The 16,369-nt window shown below is 50.1% G+C and carries 16 protein-coding genes and 2 tRNA genes; 6 read left to right on the top strand and 12 right to left on the bottom strand.

Annotated features, from left to right (window positions below; genetic code table 11):
- Window positions 1-12: 12 nt before the first annotated feature.
- From OGV71_RS08435 to OGV71_RS08420, 4 genes are all read right to left on the bottom strand, one after another.
- A complete protein-coding gene (locus OGV71_RS08435) occupies window positions 13-801 on the bottom strand; it encodes a fimbrial biogenesis chaperone (protein WP_081366233.1) in 789 nt (262 codons plus the stop codon).
- 14 nt (window positions 802-815) lie between these two features.
- Window positions 816-3,287 carry a fimbria/pilus outer membrane usher protein gene (locus OGV71_RS08430; protein WP_204584067.1) on the bottom strand — a complete coding sequence of 824 codons (2,472 nt, stop codon included), beginning with the start codon at window positions 3,285-3,287 and terminating at the stop codon, window positions 816-818.
- 41 nt (window positions 3,288-3,328) lie between these two features.
- Window positions 3,329-3,877, bottom strand: a complete 549-nt coding sequence (locus tag OGV71_RS08425) for a fimbrial protein (RefSeq protein WP_003838886.1) — start codon at window positions 3,875-3,877, stop codon at window positions 3,329-3,331.
- Between the two features lie 69 nt (window positions 3,878-3,946).
- Window positions 3,947-4,495, bottom strand: coding sequence for a fimbrial protein (locus tag OGV71_RS08420; RefSeq protein WP_044714304.1), 549 nt, complete (start codon window positions 4,493-4,495; stop codon window positions 3,947-3,949).
- Between the two features lie 750 nt (window positions 4,496-5,245).
- Here OGV71_RS08420 and OGV71_RS08415 point away from each other — a divergent pair.
- Both OGV71_RS08415 and OGV71_RS08410 read left to right on the top strand, forming a co-directional pair.
- Window positions 5,246-5,929, top strand: a complete 684-nt coding sequence (locus OGV71_RS08415) for a winged helix-turn-helix domain-containing protein (RefSeq protein ID WP_226807758.1) — start codon at window positions 5,246-5,248, stop codon at window positions 5,927-5,929.
- A 1-nt stretch (window position 5,930) separates the two neighbouring features.
- Complete coding sequence (locus tag OGV71_RS08410; protein ID WP_003838893.1) at window positions 5,931-6,449, top strand: FidL-like protein; 519 nt, start codon at window positions 5,931-5,933, stop codon at window positions 6,447-6,449.
- A 156-nt stretch (window positions 6,450-6,605) separates the two neighbouring features.
- On the opposite strand, the gene OGV71_RS08405 is transcribed toward OGV71_RS08410, so the two are convergent.
- Window positions 6,606-6,682 (bottom strand) — tRNA-Asp (locus tag OGV71_RS08405).
- Between the two features lie 134 nt (window positions 6,683-6,816).
- Window positions 6,817-7,545 carry a DNA polymerase III subunit epsilon gene (gene dnaQ, locus OGV71_RS08400; RefSeq protein ID WP_003031410.1) on the bottom strand — a complete coding sequence of 243 codons (729 nt, stop codon included), beginning with the start codon at window positions 7,543-7,545 and terminating at the stop codon, window positions 6,817-6,819.
- Window positions 7,546-7,609: 64 nt separating this feature from the next.
- Here dnaQ and rnhA point away from each other — a divergent pair, with 64 nt between their 5' ends.
- On the top strand, window positions 7,610-8,077 hold the full coding sequence (rnhA, locus tag OGV71_RS08395) for a ribonuclease HI (protein WP_003031412.1): 468 nt from the start codon (window positions 7,610-7,612) through the stop codon (window positions 8,075-8,077).
- Here rnhA and OGV71_RS08390 read toward each other — a convergent pair.
- A complete protein-coding gene (locus OGV71_RS08390) occupies window positions 8,074-8,796 on the bottom strand; it encodes a class I SAM-dependent methyltransferase (RefSeq protein WP_049016139.1) in 723 nt (240 codons plus the stop codon). The genes rnhA and OGV71_RS08390 overlap by 4 nt on opposite strands.
- 33 nt (window positions 8,797-8,829) lie before the next feature.
- On the opposite strand from OGV71_RS08390, the gene gloB reads away from it, so the two are divergent.
- Entirely contained in the window at window positions 8,830-9,585 is a 756-nt protein-coding gene (gene gloB, locus OGV71_RS08385) for a hydroxyacylglutathione hydrolase (protein WP_057064479.1), read from the top strand.
- Between the two features lie 71 nt (window positions 9,586-9,656).
- Entirely contained in the window at window positions 9,657-11,015 is a 1,359-nt protein-coding gene (gene mltD / locus OGV71_RS08380; RefSeq protein ID WP_003031421.1) for a murein transglycosylase D, read from the top strand.
- A gap of 49 nt (window positions 11,016-11,064) precedes the next feature.
- On the opposite strand, the gene OGV71_RS08375 is transcribed toward mltD, so the two are convergent.
- The 3 genes from OGV71_RS08375 to OGV71_RS08365 form a co-directional block, all read right to left on the bottom strand.
- Window positions 11,065-11,835, bottom strand: coding sequence for a class I SAM-dependent methyltransferase (locus OGV71_RS08375; RefSeq protein ID WP_048233096.1), 771 nt, complete (start codon window positions 11,833-11,835; stop codon window positions 11,065-11,067).
- Between the two features lie 76 nt (window positions 11,836-11,911).
- Window positions 11,912-12,712 (bottom strand): endonuclease/exonuclease/phosphatase family protein, encoded by an 801-nt coding sequence (locus tag OGV71_RS08370; protein ID WP_003031427.1) that lies wholly within the window; start codon window positions 12,710-12,712, stop codon window positions 11,912-11,914.
- 131 nt (window positions 12,713-12,843) lie between these two features.
- Complete coding sequence (locus OGV71_RS08365) at window positions 12,844-14,019, bottom strand: MFS transporter (RefSeq protein ID WP_003838907.1); 1,176 nt, start codon at window positions 14,017-14,019, stop codon at window positions 12,844-12,846.
- Window positions 14,020-14,123: 104 nt separating this feature from the next.
- On the opposite strand from OGV71_RS08365, the gene yafC reads away from it, so the two are divergent.
- The gene (gene yafC, locus OGV71_RS08360; protein WP_204584069.1) at window positions 14,124-15,038 is read left to right on the top strand and encodes a DNA-binding transcriptional regulator YafC; all 915 of its coding nucleotides are present in this window, start codon (window positions 14,124-14,126) and stop codon (window positions 15,036-15,038) included.
- A gap of 21 nt (window positions 15,039-15,059) precedes the next feature.
- Here the strand turns inward: yafC and dkgB are convergent, their stop codons facing one another.
- Window positions 15,060-15,863 carry a 2,5-didehydrogluconate reductase DkgB gene (gene dkgB, locus OGV71_RS08355; protein WP_032937070.1) on the bottom strand — a complete coding sequence of 268 codons (804 nt, stop codon included), beginning with the start codon at window positions 15,861-15,863 and terminating at the stop codon, window positions 15,060-15,062.
- A gap of 164 nt (window positions 15,864-16,027) precedes the next feature.
- Window positions 16,028-16,104, bottom strand: a tRNA-Asp gene (locus OGV71_RS08350).
- Window positions 16,105-16,369 lie beyond the last annotated feature (265 nt).

The following is a 16,369-nucleotide window of genomic DNA, read 5'->3' as shown; positions in this document are numbered from 1 at the left end:
TTACGAATCCTGTTACCGGGGCTGTTGCTCCATTGGCAATGCTTTACACACATTGCCTGTGCAGCTGAATTTCAATTCGGGATGACCGCCAAAATCGTTCACATACATCATGCTGAACTGGCTAACGCTGCCGTCGGTCACACTGAAATCGCGAGAGGACTTTGGTGAAACCATAACCCCAGGGAAGTCAGTCAGCCTGTCGCCGCCCTGAGCTTCAGGTTTGCGGCTTAAGCCGATCAAGGTGACGAAGTACGGCGTTGGGTTATCCACACTCCAGCGCAGGCCCTGCTTATGAAAGACCAGTTGGTTTTGCCACACGGCGCCCGGTGTTTCCGGCACGATGGCGGTCGGACGGTAGAACAGTTTGATACGCGACTGCATCGCCAGCTGCAGAACGTTCGGCTTATCCGGCTTGGGCGGAATTTCGCGCACGTTCAGGTAGAACAGACTTTCTCGATCCTGTGGCAGAGCGTTAATACCGCTGGTTTTCGTCACACGTGCAATGCCCTTTTGCCCGCCGTTAATCCGTTGTAGCGGCGGTAAAACCATCAGCGGCGAAGTAATTTTTGTTCCATTGGCGTCTTCCACCCACGACTGAGCCAGAAACGGAATGCTCGGACTGGTGTTGGTTAAGTTCGCGCTGACAGAGCGCGCATCACCGGTGATGATCAGGCGCGTACGGTCAAGTGCGATACCCGCCCATGAGGCGTTGATCTCTGCAATAAAAAGCAGACCGCAGGCCACGGGTTTCAGCCAACGCTGCACGGAGTAAAAAGCTTTATTTTTCATGACAAAATTCATTCAGGTTATTGAAATTATTCACAAGGCAACAGCACGTTACCCTCCAGGTTGATTTGTTGCGGCACCTGTAAGTGACACTGAGCACGACCGCCCCAGGCAACAGAAAGACGCTCAGCTGGATTCACACCCGCAATCCAGGCCATGCCGTTTTCCATCACCATGGCGACGCTGACACCGTTGGCGTTAAACACTTCGGCTCCAAACGGCGGTACAGAGCCATCCTTCAGGCGCAGCAGCGCCATCATTTTTTGCCCCTGCGCCACGGCGAAGCGCTGATAACCAATCGCGCCTTCCGTCAGGGTGTTGGTGACGATGGCTTTGGTCGCGGAAATATCCTCGTCCATTGCGTCTACATCGATACGGGTATCAAAGCTGTGATAGCTGACGACGTCCGGTACTACGGCAATACCGAAGCGGTTTGAGTGCGCCTGTTCACCGTTCAGCGGTACATTCGCCACACCGTCGGTATCAACCATCACCCTGGCGGTATTCATTGACGCCTGGCTGTTATGCAGCGCCGCGCCGTGACGCGTTGCGGTAAAGCCGCCGCGCATCGTGCCGCCAACGGAGAAATAACGTGATTGCTGCCAGCTGACGTTAGACTCAAGCTCAGCCATCATGCTGCGATGCTTGTAGTAACCATCAAACGCGGTGTGCCCTTCACCGGAAACCCCTGCGCGCAGTCGCCATGGATTGTTACGGTCGCGGTTATCGGAATACGAAACCATCTGACTGGTCTGGTTGCCGCTGTTTTGCACTTCATAATCCATGGAGCGGCCATCGCTCCATGGCACCGAAATGGACAGCGAAAGGCTGTCGTCCCGTTTGCCCTGATACTCAGAGCGGTAAGCGGCAAGGTTGGCGCTGATCCCCTGAATGCCTGCGAACGAAAAGCTGTGTCCCATCGACAACCCGTAACGATCCTGAGAGCCACGATCCCAGTAATTCTGGTGGGTATAAGTCAGGTACAGCGTGGTCGCTAATTGCGGGTCGTCAGCAAAAAAGGTCTTGTTACCGGTGATGGTGTACATCTCTTTTTCGTTGCCGGCGCTGTTGTTATTTTCATACTGCTCGTCAAGGAACTGCGAGAAGGTGCGGAAGTTACGCTGTGAAAAGCGGTAACCAGCAAAGGTGATGGCACTGTTGTACTCATCAAAGGTTTTGGCATAGCTGAGCTTAAAGGACATCCCTTTTTGTTCAGCCTGATGCTTCACCCGACTCACGGATTGCGTCGCGTCAGCCGACAGCGCACCCAGCCAGCTCAAATCCCGCCCAATCCCCATCGACCAGGCGTTATAACGATCGCCAGTGAGCAACGCGCCGCCATACAGCGACCACGCATTGCTGACCCCCCAGGAAAAATCACCGCTATAAAACGCAGGCCCCTGGACGTCGTGGTTATAACGCGATGGCTTACCGACCGCGGCGTTGTAGCGAACATAGCCCGGGCGCGTCAGGTAAGGAATATCGGCCGTATTGACCTGAAAGGTTTGTACACTGCCATCCTGCTCTTCGACGCGAACATCCAGCGTGCCGCGTACCGAGCCGTGCAGATCCTGAATATTAAATGGCCCCGCAGGAACGGTGGTTTGATAGATAACACGCCCCTGCTGACTGACAGTGACCTTCGCATTGCTGCGCGCGATGCCATGTACTTCGGGCGCGTAGCCCTGCAAATTCGGCGGCAGCATGCGTTCGTCGCTGGCGAGGTTCGCCCCGGTGAAACGTACCGAATCAAAAACCTGAGAATTCAGGTAGATTTCGCCGAGCGTCAGTTTTGCCGCCTGCATCGGTAACGGGCGATAGGCATAGATCTGATCCCAATCGATTCGCCCTCGGTTCTCATCCGAAGCGTAATTGGCTTGATACTGGCCACGAAAACGCCACGCGCCGAGGTTAAAGCCAGTCTGTCCATAGCCAGACAGAGAGCGATAACGATCGCCGCCCTGCTCGTAATGTGTGGCCTGACCTGAAACGCTGTAGTCAAAAATCAGCCCTGCGACACCGTTATCCCAACGCTCCGGCGGCGTCCAGTCTGGATCGGTATATTTCATCCATGCCTGAGGCACGGTAATGTCCAGTACGCCGGCGCTATTATTCAGCACCACACCCGGCAGGCGGGAAATGTCATAGCAGGCCGCGCTGATCGGGTGAATATAGGTCAGCGCCTCTTCTTTGAGCGCCAGTAATTCAAGTTGTTGTGGCGTCAGACAGGCCATGGATTTATGCGGGTTGGCAGGGTCGACGATATAACGAATCGACTGCTGAGGGATCTCCTGGCTGTTAATACGAACATCCAGCAGATATTCTCCGGGAGTCACAAAGTTGCCTTCGGAAAAACGCTGCAAATCGACATTGTGCCTGTCGCTGGCATCCAGTACGTCGGTATTAAATTCAATGGCCTCATCCGCTTCAACACATGAAGAGGCACAGACCAGAGCAATAAAAAGCGCCAGACGTTTTTTATCTGTTTTCAGCGTGATCATTTTCGTTCGCAAACCTTCAGATACCCGAATTGCAGTGCAGCTCAGAGATAATTCACAACAAAATGCGTGACCGCAGTAAATTCGCCGGATGTCATTCTTCCGTCGCGGGAGATCAAATAAGCCGTAAAATTGAGCGTGTTTTTCCCTGGGTTAAGCGCATAGTCCGGTGATGGCTCACCCAGATGAATTTGCTGTCCTTTGCCGTCATATATTTCTATCGCTAAATTTTCAGTTTCCGATTGCACGCTCAGATAATCAGGATTGTCACTATCGGGTGCGCCGGAAAAGGTAATATTAGCGCGTTGAAACAGACTCCCCGGATGTTGAGAATCCCCAAGGGAACATCCCAGCAAATGAATGCTGAAATCATGCGCAGATACTTTTTCAGGTTTACCGGAAATATCTCTGGCTGAGAGGTCATCAAATTCAACCAGTAGCGACCGGTCGCGCGGATCGACATAACAGGCAGCTTCAATAATATTTCCCCGCATGCGCATTTTGCCGGGCGTACTGACAAGACGATGAGTGTCAGCCAAAACCCATGCAGGCGATATAAAGATAAAAAGCAGTAAAATACGCCATCCAGGCATCACCGCATTTCCTTTCAGTTATTCGCAGGAAGGGTTAGGCAGGCGCATAATTGCGCCTGCTGCAGATCGTTACTGGTAGTCGATCTGGAAATTAACGGTAGATTCGAAATCACCCGGAGTTACCGCTGCAGATGCGTTGTTTGCCTGCAGGTAAGCGACGAAATCAATGTCGGTTTCGCCATCGGTAATGTTGACCTGAGAGGCCGCTTTGCCCCATTCCACGTCCTGGTTGCCGCTGTCAACCATACCGATGCCCGCACCCTTTGCAGTACCCGAGGTGAACGCGGCCAGCGCGTTGTTATCTGAATCAATTGTTGCCGGGGTATAGGTCACAGTAGCCGTTTTCGCGACGGTCGTATCACAGCCCTGCAGCACGATTTTGGCATGCTTAACGCCAGCACGTTGGTTGTCTTTTAACTGAGAAGTTGGGATTTCACCAAAATTTACCTGCACCGGGCTGGATTCTGGGGCCAGACCGCATGCGGAATTAACCAGAGAACCAGTGAAGTGAATTTTACCGTTAGTCGGTTCAACATTTTTTGCAGCATAAGCAGAAGATGCAGTAAAAGTCATTCCCGCCATCAGCGCACAGGCCACAGCCACGTTTTTCATTTTCATATTACTACTTAACCTTATATCTGTTTTTTGGTTATTCCGACGATCTATTTCCGCAGACAATTAATGCAAGGGAAATCCTGATCTGTAGGTGGCGGTAGCGCATATCCTTGCAAACAATCCATCTCAAGCCACCCCGTATTTTGAACTTCATTGGTATTCCATCAGAAATACCGTCCACAGGTGTTTACGCTGTTTCGGGGCTTATATTAAGTCGACGAAAAAATGACACAATGCAAAAATCCGGTATTAATCAAACTCAGGGAATCGTGTTGTAACACTGTCTGTCGAGCGATCGTTTACCTAAAAAACAGCAAAAAAACACACCACGCCCAGTGTTAATTGCTATTATTTATAGTTTTTATAGAGTTTTTATCTATCAAATATTTTTTTATTTAGCCAGAAGAACAGGCAAAATGTATTTATGAAAGTTTTGTAAAAATGAAATTAGGTATCAAAAGCGAGTAATGACAATAAGATAGTGAAAGAGAGGAAGGACATAGGAGGATTCTATTAGATATATTAAAAGATTGTTATATAAATATTAATAAAGAGTTCTATAGTACAATCATTTTTTATAAATGAATTATGTTATGCTATTGCTTCCCCCACTCGAATGCGAGATATCCTGCTTTAAAGGAGACATCAGTGATTTCTCATATACCAATAAACAAAATCAAATCCGTAATTATTGGTGATGGCTTAGTTTTCAGACCACATAAAAATACCCTAAAAGACCTGGCGTCTGGTGAAATGGCCACATTGAATAATGTGGCAACACAATTACTGCTCTATCTGTTGCAAAATGGTAAAGAGATATCCTCGCGCGATGAAATTCTGCAGAATGTTTTCCAGCATAATGGCGCCAGAGCGACGGATGCTAATCTCAATCAGCACATTTCATTTCTGCGCAAAGCAATAACGTCTACGGGCCATCCTGCAGAACTGATCGTCACCATTCCGCGAATAGGATTTCGGATGGGCGACGCCAGTATCAATATTCAGCAACTGGAGGAAGCACAAGCACCCACCAGAATAGCCAATGTTGCATTGATGCCCAGGAAAAAGAAACGAAACCTGTGGCCTGTCATGATAACAACGTTAATTACCGGCATCGCCGTGCTGGCGACAGCGTGGTTAACATGGATACCCAATAAAATCGCTATGACGGACGCAGCGATCCTGCGGACTATCGACTACGAGCAATGCCGAGTGCATATATTAGGAAACGCCCTCACCGACACCATTACCGAAAAAAAAGCGCTGGATATTTTCAAGTCCGTGGGTATTAACCCTAACTGTTCGTATCCAAAAGATCTGTATCTCAATACCTGGGCGAGCAACCATAATCTGGTTGAGTGGTCGTTTGCCGCTGAATGTGGGCTAAACCTCGGCTATTACCATTGCATCAGCCAGTATCGCCATCATGAGGAATGATATGAAGCAGGAAAGCGATCACTCTCCTTTACTATGGTCAGTCGTGATTGCCATTTTTGGGCTGGCGACTATCGCTTTTTTTATTATCGCCGGGAATGCGAAAAAACAAGAAATCAGTTTTTCCTGTTCCTCGGAATTCACGTCGATACTCGACATCCAAAACACCAAAAAGGAACTCCACGGAATAATGCTGATCACCAGCTACAACTCTGGACACCTCTCATTGTCAGTACAAGGGAAACTCAAAAGTGATGATGGCGAGTTTGCTGTTAACCGAAAACTGTTCTTTCGCTATGCCCGACCACTCGGCCATACCGCCGGCGTTTTTATGCTCACCCCCGACGGACGCGAAAAATCCCCGGATGATGAAGCAACGGATGCTATAGATTATCTTTTCTTTGACGCTTACGAACGTGCCGACAAGCTGTATATGCTAAAGCACCTGAATGAGGAAACGGTTCTTATTGGCGATAACTTTTCACCCCGCTTCGCCTGCGTGATGAATCACTTCGCGAGTTAATCGCCTTCTGGATATGCGTCGGGTTAAGGATGACCTGATGTGTTGCCCACCCGAAAGCACGGGCGCGGTCGATAGAACGTGAGAATGAGATTATTATTTTTGGTGGGTTAAAACGACGAAAGCCTGAATCATTTCTGATTCAGGCTTTCTGAATAGTGGCGGAATGGACGGGACTCGAACCCGCGACCCCCTGCGTGACAGGCAGGTATTCTAACCAACTGAACTACCACTCCGCGTTGTGTTCCGCTTGGGAACGAAGCGAATATTACGGATTGCCTCGCACCTCGTCAACGCTTTTTCTCACGTTTTTTAATCGTTTGCTGCAAAAATCACCCGAATAGCCATTTTCATACCGTAAATGTACAAACTATGCCCGCCAGAGGCAACTTCCGCCTTTTTTCTGCACCAGGTCAAGGCGTGACTCATGGGCCGCTAACTCTTCATCAGTGGCGAAAACAACACGTAGTTTGCTGGATTGTCGCACAATACGCTGGATCCCCGTGTCATTCCTCTGCTGGCTGTCGCCTTCCATTGAGAACGCCATCGTGGTCTGCCCGCCGGTCATCATCAGATAAACGTCGGCCAGAATCTGGGCATCAAGCAATGCGCCGTGCAGGGTTCGTTTACTGTTATCTATCTCATAGCGCGAGCACAACGCATCAAGGCTGTTTCGCTTGCCAGGAAACATTTTCCTCGCCAGCGCCAGGCTATCGGTTATTTTGCAGAATTCGTTCGTCTTCGGAATATCCCGCTTGAGCTTCGCGAATTCGTAATCCATAAAACCGATATCGAACGATGCGTTATGGATGACCAGCTCCGCGCCGCGAATGTAGTCGAGAAATTCGTCGGCTACATCAGCAAACGTGGGTTTATCAAGCAGGAATTCGTCTGCGATTCCGTGTACGCCGAACGCTTCCGGGTCCACCAGCCGATCCGGCTTCAGATAAACATGGAAGTTATTGCCGGTCAGGCGGCGGTTCACCACTTCAACCGCACCGATCTCAATGATCTTGTGGCCTTCATAGTGGGCGCCAATCTGGTTCATACCGGTGGTTTCGGTATCGAGGACGATCTGTCGTGTAATTCCAGTGCTCATAACGGTCATTTATGTCAGACTTATCGTTTGATTTCGATTTGCTAAAACAGGAAGTCTACCAGAGATGCTTAAACAGGTAGAAATTTTCACCGATGGTTCTTGCCTGGGAAATCCAGGACCGGGTGGTTATGGGGCGATTTTACGCTATCGCGGGCGCGAAAAAACCTTTAGCGAAGGCTACAACCTTACAACTAATAATCGCATGGAGCTGATGGCAGCAATCGTTGCGCTGGAAGCCCTGAAAGAACAGTGTGAAGTGATACTCAGCACGGACAGCCAGTATGTGCGCCAGGGCATTACGCAGTGGATCCACAACTGGAAGAAGCGTGGCTGGAAAACAGCAGATAAAAAACCAGTGAAGAACGTCGATCTGTGGAAGCGTCTCGATGCCGCTTTAGGCCCTCATCAAATCAAATGGGAATGGGTTAAAGGCCATGCGGGCCATCCGGAAAACGAACGCTGCGATGAGCTTGCGCGCGCCGCGGCCATGAGCCCAACTCAGGATGATATTGGGTATCAGACTGAGGCTTAAGCGTCCGGTTTACGGTATTGCCGGGTCGCGCCAACGGCATGACGGATAGGCGTTTTGCTTTTATTTTGTTTCATCGGGTTGAGTGTAAGTGGAATGGTTCGCTTGCGCGCAACCACCAGCTGTAAACAGCCCAGCGCGGGGATATGGGTGCTTAACATTTTCCCGCCCTTCTTATTCCAGGGCAGAACATGAAAACGACTATAGTGCAGCACTTCAAAATTCAGTAATGATAGCCAGTCCAATTGACGCATGAGGGTAAACATCCGACTGTTATAGGGCGATGTCTTACGCAATACGGGCACCAGTTTACGCAAACCCATCAGGCTTACCGGGTTAAAGCCGCTCAAAATCAACCAACCGTCATCAATCAACACGCGATCGGCTTCACGCAGTAGGCGATGCGGATCGGAACACCACGGTAACGTATGGGCCAATAAACAGACATCCACGGACTTATCGGCAAAGGGAAGATGCAAAGGATCGGCCGTCACCTGCATGGGAGAACCCTGCAAAGAAACATTTACCTGATGAGAAACCGCGCACGCTTCGGAATCGATTTCTGCGCTTAAATTACCAACCTTAAGCAGATGAAAACCGTACATTTTTGCGAACCACGGGTTAAGCTGATACTCCAGCGCCTCACGATAGTGTTCGCCCCAGGGCAGATCATCCCAGCTTACGGGCGCTACGACAGTATGAGGGATCCTTGCCGGTTTCATCACAACCTTCCGTTACGCATTGAGAGGCAATATATGAATCTTAACAGTATTCCTGCATTTCAGGACAATTACATCTGGGTCTTGTCAAATAATGACCAGCATTGTCTGATTGTGGACCCGGGTGAAGCGGCTCCTGTTCTGAAAGCCATTGCAGAGCATAACTGGGTGCCTGAAGCCATTCTGCTAACCCATCATCATCAGGATCACGTGGGCGGAGTGAAAGAACTTCTGCAGCATTTCCCACAAATAGTGGTATACGGACCGGCTGAAACGCAAGATAAGGGAACGACACACATAGTCGAAGATGGTGATATTGCACTCGTTTTGGGGCATGAATTTAGGGTAATTGCTACTCCGGGTCACACTTTAGGACATATCTGTTACTTTAGCCATCCTTACTTATTTTGTGGTGACACACTCTTTTCTGGCGGTTGCGGTCGACTTTTCGAAGGCACCGCAACCCAAATGTATCAATCACTTAAAAAAATCAACGCCCTTCCTGACGATACATTAATTTGTTGCGCGCATGAGTACACATTAGCAAACATGATGTTTGCCTTAAGCATTCTCCCGCACGATTCGTTCATAAATGAATATTATCGTAAAGTTAATGAGTTACGCGTAAAAAAACAAATGACACTACCCGTAATTCTGAAAAATGAGCGGCGAAATAATCTTTTTTTAAGAACAGAAGACATTGATTTAATTAATGAAATTAACAAAGAAACAATATTGCAACAACCTGAGGAGCGTTTTGCCTGGTTAAGGTCAAAGAAAGATACGTTCTGACAATTCCGGGTTGCCTTTTGAAAACTTCGCCGTTATGATCGGTCGTCTTTTAAGCAACTATTGACACACACATGAAGGCAAAAGCGATATTACTCGCCTCTGTACTGCTTGTTGGGTGCCAGAATACTGGTAACGTCCAACAACACGCACAGAGCCTTTCTGCAGCTGGTCAAGGGGAAGCAGGAAAGTTTACAAGTCAGGCGCGATGGATGGACGACGGAACATCTATCGCTGCTGATCAAGATTTGTGGGCTTTCATTGGTGACGAGCTAAAGATGGGAATTCCGGAAAACAGCCGGATTCGCGAACAGAAACAGAAGTATTTACGCAATAAGAGCTATCTCCACGATGTAACTTTACGGGCAGAGCCGTATATGTACTGGATAGCCGGGCAGGTTAAGAAACGTAACATGCCTATGGAACTGGTACTACTACCCATAGTGGAGAGCGCTTTTGATCCTCACGCAACGTCTGGCGCCAATGCCGCAGGTATTTGGCAGATCATTCCGAGCACGGGGCGCAATTATGGTTTAAAACAGACCCGCAGTTATGATGCACGTCGCGACGTTGTGGCTTCCACCACCGCCGCGCTGGACATGATGCAGCGTCTGAACAAGATGTTTGATGGCGACTGGCTGCTGACCGTTGCTGCTTATAATAGCGGTGAAGGTCGTGTCATGAAGGCAATCAAAACGAACAAAGCTCGTGGTAAACCCACTGACTTTTGGTCGTTGCCATTGCCTCAGGAAACGAAGCTATACGTGCCCAAAATGCTGGCATTGAGCGATATACTCAAAAACAGCAAACGCTATGGCGTACGTCTGCCAACAACAGACGAAAGCCGCGCGTTGGCACGTGTTCGCCTGAGTAGCCCGGTTGAGATGGCTCAGGTTGCCGATATGGCGGGTATTTCCGTCAGCAAGCTGAAGACCTTCAATGCAGGCGTGAAAGGTTCCACGTTGGGTGCCAGCGGCCCGCAATATGTGATGGTGCCAAAGAAGCATGCAGAGAAGCTGCGTGAGTCTCTGGCTTCAGGCGAAATTGCAGCCGTGCAGTCAACGCTGGTCGCGGATAACACGCCGCTGAACAGCCGTAGCTACAAAGTTCGCTCTGGCGATACGCTTTCTGGCGTCGCTTCACGTCTTGGCGTGAGCATCAATGACCTTAAGCAGTGGAATAATCTGCGCGGGTCGTCGCTGAAAGTAGGCCAGAATCTGACGGTGGGCGCTGGTAGCAGCGCACAGCGACTGGCGAACAACAGCGATAGCATCACCTATCGTGTGCGTAAAGGCGACTCGCTCTCGAGTATTGCCAAACGCCACGGGGTTAACATCAAGGATGTGATGCGCTGGAACAGCGATACGAATAATCTACAGCCAGGCGATCAGCTAACGTTGTTTGTGAAAAACAACGACATGCCGGACTCCTGATAGCATTGTAGAAATGAAGGCACTGGTTTCCCCCCAGTGCCTTTTTTATTTATCCCGCTTTATGTGCCTCAACCATTATCGTGTCGCTGGTAAACGAGCCATCTTCCTGTAACGCAAAGTAGTCTTTCACTTGTGCAGAAGCACTTTGTTGGTAGGCACGAATCGCGTCGCTCAACGCTGCAGGCGTACGCATCCGCGCCACCCACGAACTGAATTCCAGCGCCAGACGATCGGTTAACAAGGTATCGGCAATCAGATTGGCGTCATTGATTAACGACAACCACTCTCCGCTGGAATAGTTGCGTACGTGTGAGGTATCGCGTAACGCCTCCACGGTTTGCAACCAGATATCACGTACTGGGTGGCCAGGCGACATCACATCCATCACAATCAGTACACCACCGGGCTTCAGAACGCGGTTCACTTCCCGCAGCGCGCGCCCGACATCATGCCAGTGATGCGCGGAATAGCGGCTAATCACCACATCAAATACGTTATCTTCAAATGGCAGGCTTTCAGCATACCCCTGCCGTGTGGCGATATTTTCCAGACCTCGGTCTTTTGCCGCCTTAGCAACCACTTCAAGCATCTGCGACGATAAATCATAAGCCACGACCTGCTTTACCTGTTGCGCGGCCACAAAGCTGGCGTGCCCTGCTCCGCATCCCATATCCAATACGCGAGCCTGCGGAAATGCCGACAACCTTTCCCCCAGACGTTGCAAGTCACGGCCAGAGGCGTGCACCGTACTGGTTAAATAGGCATTAGCCTGAGAGCCAAACTGTTTTTCGACGTTGTCATGGTGAGAGCGTGTTGTCATTGTGTTGTCCTTCGGTTGTTATGAAATATGAAGGGCAACCATCACAGGCCTGCCCTATGGCAGACCTGACACACCGTTATTGTTCAGGTTTGCCGGGACTGAATTCAACGAGTAGCGGGTTGTGATCGGATGCACGGGTGACCAGCACAGAGGCTTCACTCACGTTCAGACCGCGATAGAACACAAAATCGAGAGGGCGACCAAACGCACGGCGGCGCTGATCGTCAGTAAAGCGAACCTGGCGCAGCGACATTTCACGCGCAAAGCGGTACAGCGCATTCATCCGTCGACGGCTCCAGGCATTAAAATCGCCAGCCATGATCACCGGACCGCTGTGATGAGCAATCTGATCGCCAATGGGAAGTAACTGCTTACTATAGACATCAACGCCAAGGCTAAAGTTAACCGCGTGGATATTCACCACCATTAACAGCCGAGTGTCAGGCAACGGGTACACCGTCACCAGCGCCGATTTCGCCAGCCGTAAAATAGGCTCACGCTCGCGCAATGGACAGCAGTAAACAGGATGAGCAGCAGAGAGCGTCATGACGCCAGAGGGATGCTGAGGCAGCACAAAGGCCGGAACCTGATCGGCAGCAAGATAGTTAGCGGTCGCAAACTGCACCAGTTCTGGCGTGGTTTGTGCTTCCTGCAATAACACCAGATGCGCATCTTTGCCAAAATTCTTCAGCACCGACTGCCATTCTGCGCGCTGCTGTTTAAAAATATTCCATACCAGCACACGAATGCGATCTTCACTGCTTAACGGAACGCCTGCGGGTAATGCCTGGCCAATATGCGCAAACGACCCCGGCGGTAAAATCCGCTCGGCGGGTTGTCCGGCAACATAACGCATGGCATAGGTGTTTTTTCGCACTTTAGACTTTCAAACCTCTGTAACGTCAACCAGTCCGCAACCGGACTGGTTCTTCTGTTATAGGGATTTTAGCACTCACTTTCAACGAACAATTGCAGTTTGTTTTGTAAGTGGGCGCTTACATCAATGATTTACCCCAAAGCAACGCGTGCGGGCTTATCAAGACGACCGCTGAGTCCCATCAGCAGGAACGCAACCAGGACAATAAGTGCGCCAATCCACGGCGTCTGCGCCAGACCATAATGCTCGACCGTTTGTCCACCAATCACTGAACCCAGTGCAATGCCAATGTTAAACGCCGCAATATTCAACCCTGACGCCACATCTACAGCATTAGGCGTAAATTGTTCCGCTTTCTGTACCACATAGACCTGCAACCCCGGTACGTTACCAAAGGCAAAGATCCCCATTACCAGGATGGTAGCCAGCGCGGCATACTGCGTAGAAGCCGTCAGTTGGAAAACCATCAGCAGAACAAACAGCGCGGCGAAAATGAATTTCAGCGCAGGAACGGCACCATGCTTATCCGCCAGCTTACCACCCCAGATATTACCGATAGCCACTGAAACACCGTAACCCAGTAAGATCCAGCTTACTGCTGCCGGAGAGAATCCCGCCAGATCCTGCATCATCGGTGCCAGGAAGGTGAATGCCGTGAATACACCGCCGTAGCCCAGTGCCGTAACGGCATAAATCAGCAACAGACGGGGATGAGTCAGCACCTTCACCTGGTCGCGAATGCTGGCGGCTGCACGACCGGGAATGTTGGCGGGGATCAACAACTGGCTACTGATCAGTGCAATCACGCCTAACATTGATACCGCAAGGAAAGTCTCGCGCCAGCCAAAGTGTTGACCAATAAACGTTCCCAGCGGCACGCCAGTTACCAGCGCCACCGTTAAGCCACCAAACATAATAGCGATGGCGGAGGCCGCTTTCTCTTTCGGCACCAGACTTGTCGCGATGGTAGAACCAATCGAGAAGAATACGCCGTGTGCCAGCCCAGTCAGCAGACGAGCGACAATGAGTGTCATATACCCGGGAGCCTGCCATGCCAGCAAATTCCCCGCCGTAAACAGAACCATCAGCGCAACCAGTAACTGTTTACGTGGCAGGCGTCCGGTCAAAGCGGTCAGTACCGGTGCGCCAATCGCCACACCCAGCGCATAGATGGAAACCAGCATCCCGGCGGAAGGTAACGAGATCGCCAGTTGTTGAGCGATGGTCGGCACCAGACCAACAATCACAAACTCAGTAGTGCCTATAGCGAAGGCACTAATTGTTAGTGCAAATAAAGCGAGAGGCATAAATAACTCCGTAACATCAGTAATCAGATGACACGCAGTATGCCTGGATGTTTTAATGACAAAAATATTCAAAATCTCAATATAATTTTGCGTCAGGTGCAAAAATGAAAGCAACCTCTGAAGAACTTGCGATTTTTGTAGCGGTAGTGGAAAGCGGCAGCTTTAGCCGGGCGGCAGAACAGCTTGGACAAGCCAATTCCGCGATCAGTCGGGCAGTAAAAAAGCTGGAGATGAAACTGGGCGTCAGTTTGCTTAATCGAACGACCCGACAGCTAAGTCTCACTGAGGAAGGAGAGCGCTATTTCAGGCGGGTGCAGCAGATACTGCAAGAGATGGGTGCAGCAGAAACGGAAATCATGGAGTCGCGTAATACTCCGCGCGGCCTGCTGCGCATCGACGCAGCAACACCGGTGATGTTGCATTTCCTGATGCCGCTAATCAAACCGTTCCGGGAGCGGTATCCCGAGATGACGTTGTCTCTCGTCTCCTCGGAAACATTCATCAATCTTATTGAACGAAAAGTGGATGTTGCTATACGAGCGGGTACACTGACTGACTCGAGTCTACGTGCGCGTCCGTTATTTACCAGCTATCGCAAGATTATTGCCTCACCGGAGTACATTGCCCGTTTTGGTAGACCAGAGACCGTCGAAGAGTTAAAACAGCATCTGTGTCTGGGGTTTTCCGAACCGGTTTCGCTCAATACCTGGCCGATTGCCTGTAGCGACGGACAGCTGCATGAGGTCGAGTGTGGAATTTCTTCCAACAGTGGGGAAACGCTAAAACAGCTTTGCCTGAACGGCAACGGCATCGCCTGTCTTTCAGATTATATGATAGATAAAGAGATCGCGCGGGGAAAGCTAGTGGAACTGCTGGCCGATAAACGTCTGCCGGTAAAAATGCCTTTCAGCGCCGTTTACTACAGCGATCGTGCGGTCAGTACACGTATTCGTGCATTTATAGACTTTTTAAGTGAATATATAAGAACAGCTCCCGAAGGAGCTGTAAAAGAGGGGTAAGGGATACACAGGATCGGGCAATTAATCCCAGGCAGGAGCCAGACCTTCCGGGCTGACCAGACGATCGTTGCAGTCCAGTGCCGCGATCATTTTTTTATCTTCGGCATCCAGATGCAGTTCCAGCGCCAGCAGGTTGCTTGCCAGGTTTTCACGTTTGGTAGAAGAAGGAATTACGGAGTAACCTTCCCCCATTGCCCATGCCAGAATAACCTGCGCCGGGGTCGCGTTATGTTTAGCGGCAATGTGCGCAATCACTTCATCTTTCAGCGCGTTACCGTAAGCCAGCGTCATGTAAGAGGTGATGTGGATACCGTGTGCTTTCGCCCAGTCAACCACCTTACGGCTCTGAAGATACGGAGAAAGCTCAATCTGGTTGGTCGCAATATTGTCTGCGCCTACTGCGGCAATGGCTTTTTCCATCAGCGCAATAGTGAAGTTTGAGATACCAATTTCACGAGTCAGTCCCTGCTGTTTTGCTTCGAGCAGCGCCAGCATGAATTCCTCAACAGATACAGCATCTCCTGGAGATGGCCAGTGGATCAGCGCCAAATCAACATAATCTGTACGCAGTTTCTTCAGGCTTTCTTTCAGACTTGGGAGCAGTTTTTCTTTGCTGAGATTTTCAATCCAGATCTTGGTGGTGATGTACAGTTCGTTACGCGGTACGCCGCTTTCGGCAATCGCCTGACCAACAGCCGCTTCATTATCATAGATTTGCGCAGTGTCGACAGCACGGTAGCCCAGCTCAAGCGCCGTTTTAACAGAAGCGATAACCACGTCGTCTTTCAGGCGGAAAGTACCCAAACCGAATGCAGGGATAGCCATAGAACTCCTCTTTTTAATCACTATGTTCATCAACTAAGAGGATTATGACTTCCAGCTCTTTATAGAAAAAGAGTGATAAATGCAGAGGATTTTTGCGGATGTAGCAATAATTAAATTGCAGGCAAAGAAAAAGCCCTGAGCTAATGCTCAGGGCTCTTAATAAGTGGCGGAACGGACGGGACTCGAACCCGCGACCCCCTGCGTGACAGGCAGGTATTCTAACCAACTGAACTACCGCTCCACCGAATTTCTTTGTCACTACCCGGATTCTTCATCCCGGTTTACTGCAATTTGATGCCTGGCAGTTTATGAATCCCTTGGTGATTCACCCTTCGGGCCGTTGCTTTGCAACGTTCAAAAGCTTTTGCTTTTGTCCTACTCTCTTATCGAGTAGTGAACTGCCTCGAAAGTCAGTGCCATACTTCTAATTTGATGCCTGGCAGTTCCCTACTCTCGCATGGGGAGACCCCACACTACCATCGGCGCTACGGCGTTTCACTTCTGAG

The sequence above is a fragment of the Citrobacter sp. Cf088 genome (assembly GCF_030334295.1).
GTDB classification, from domain to species: domain Bacteria; phylum Pseudomonadota; class Gammaproteobacteria; order Enterobacterales; family Enterobacteriaceae; genus Citrobacter; species Citrobacter freundii.
The sequence above is the reverse complement of the archived record's forward strand: the minus strand, read 5'-3'. Positions and strand labels throughout refer to the sequence as shown.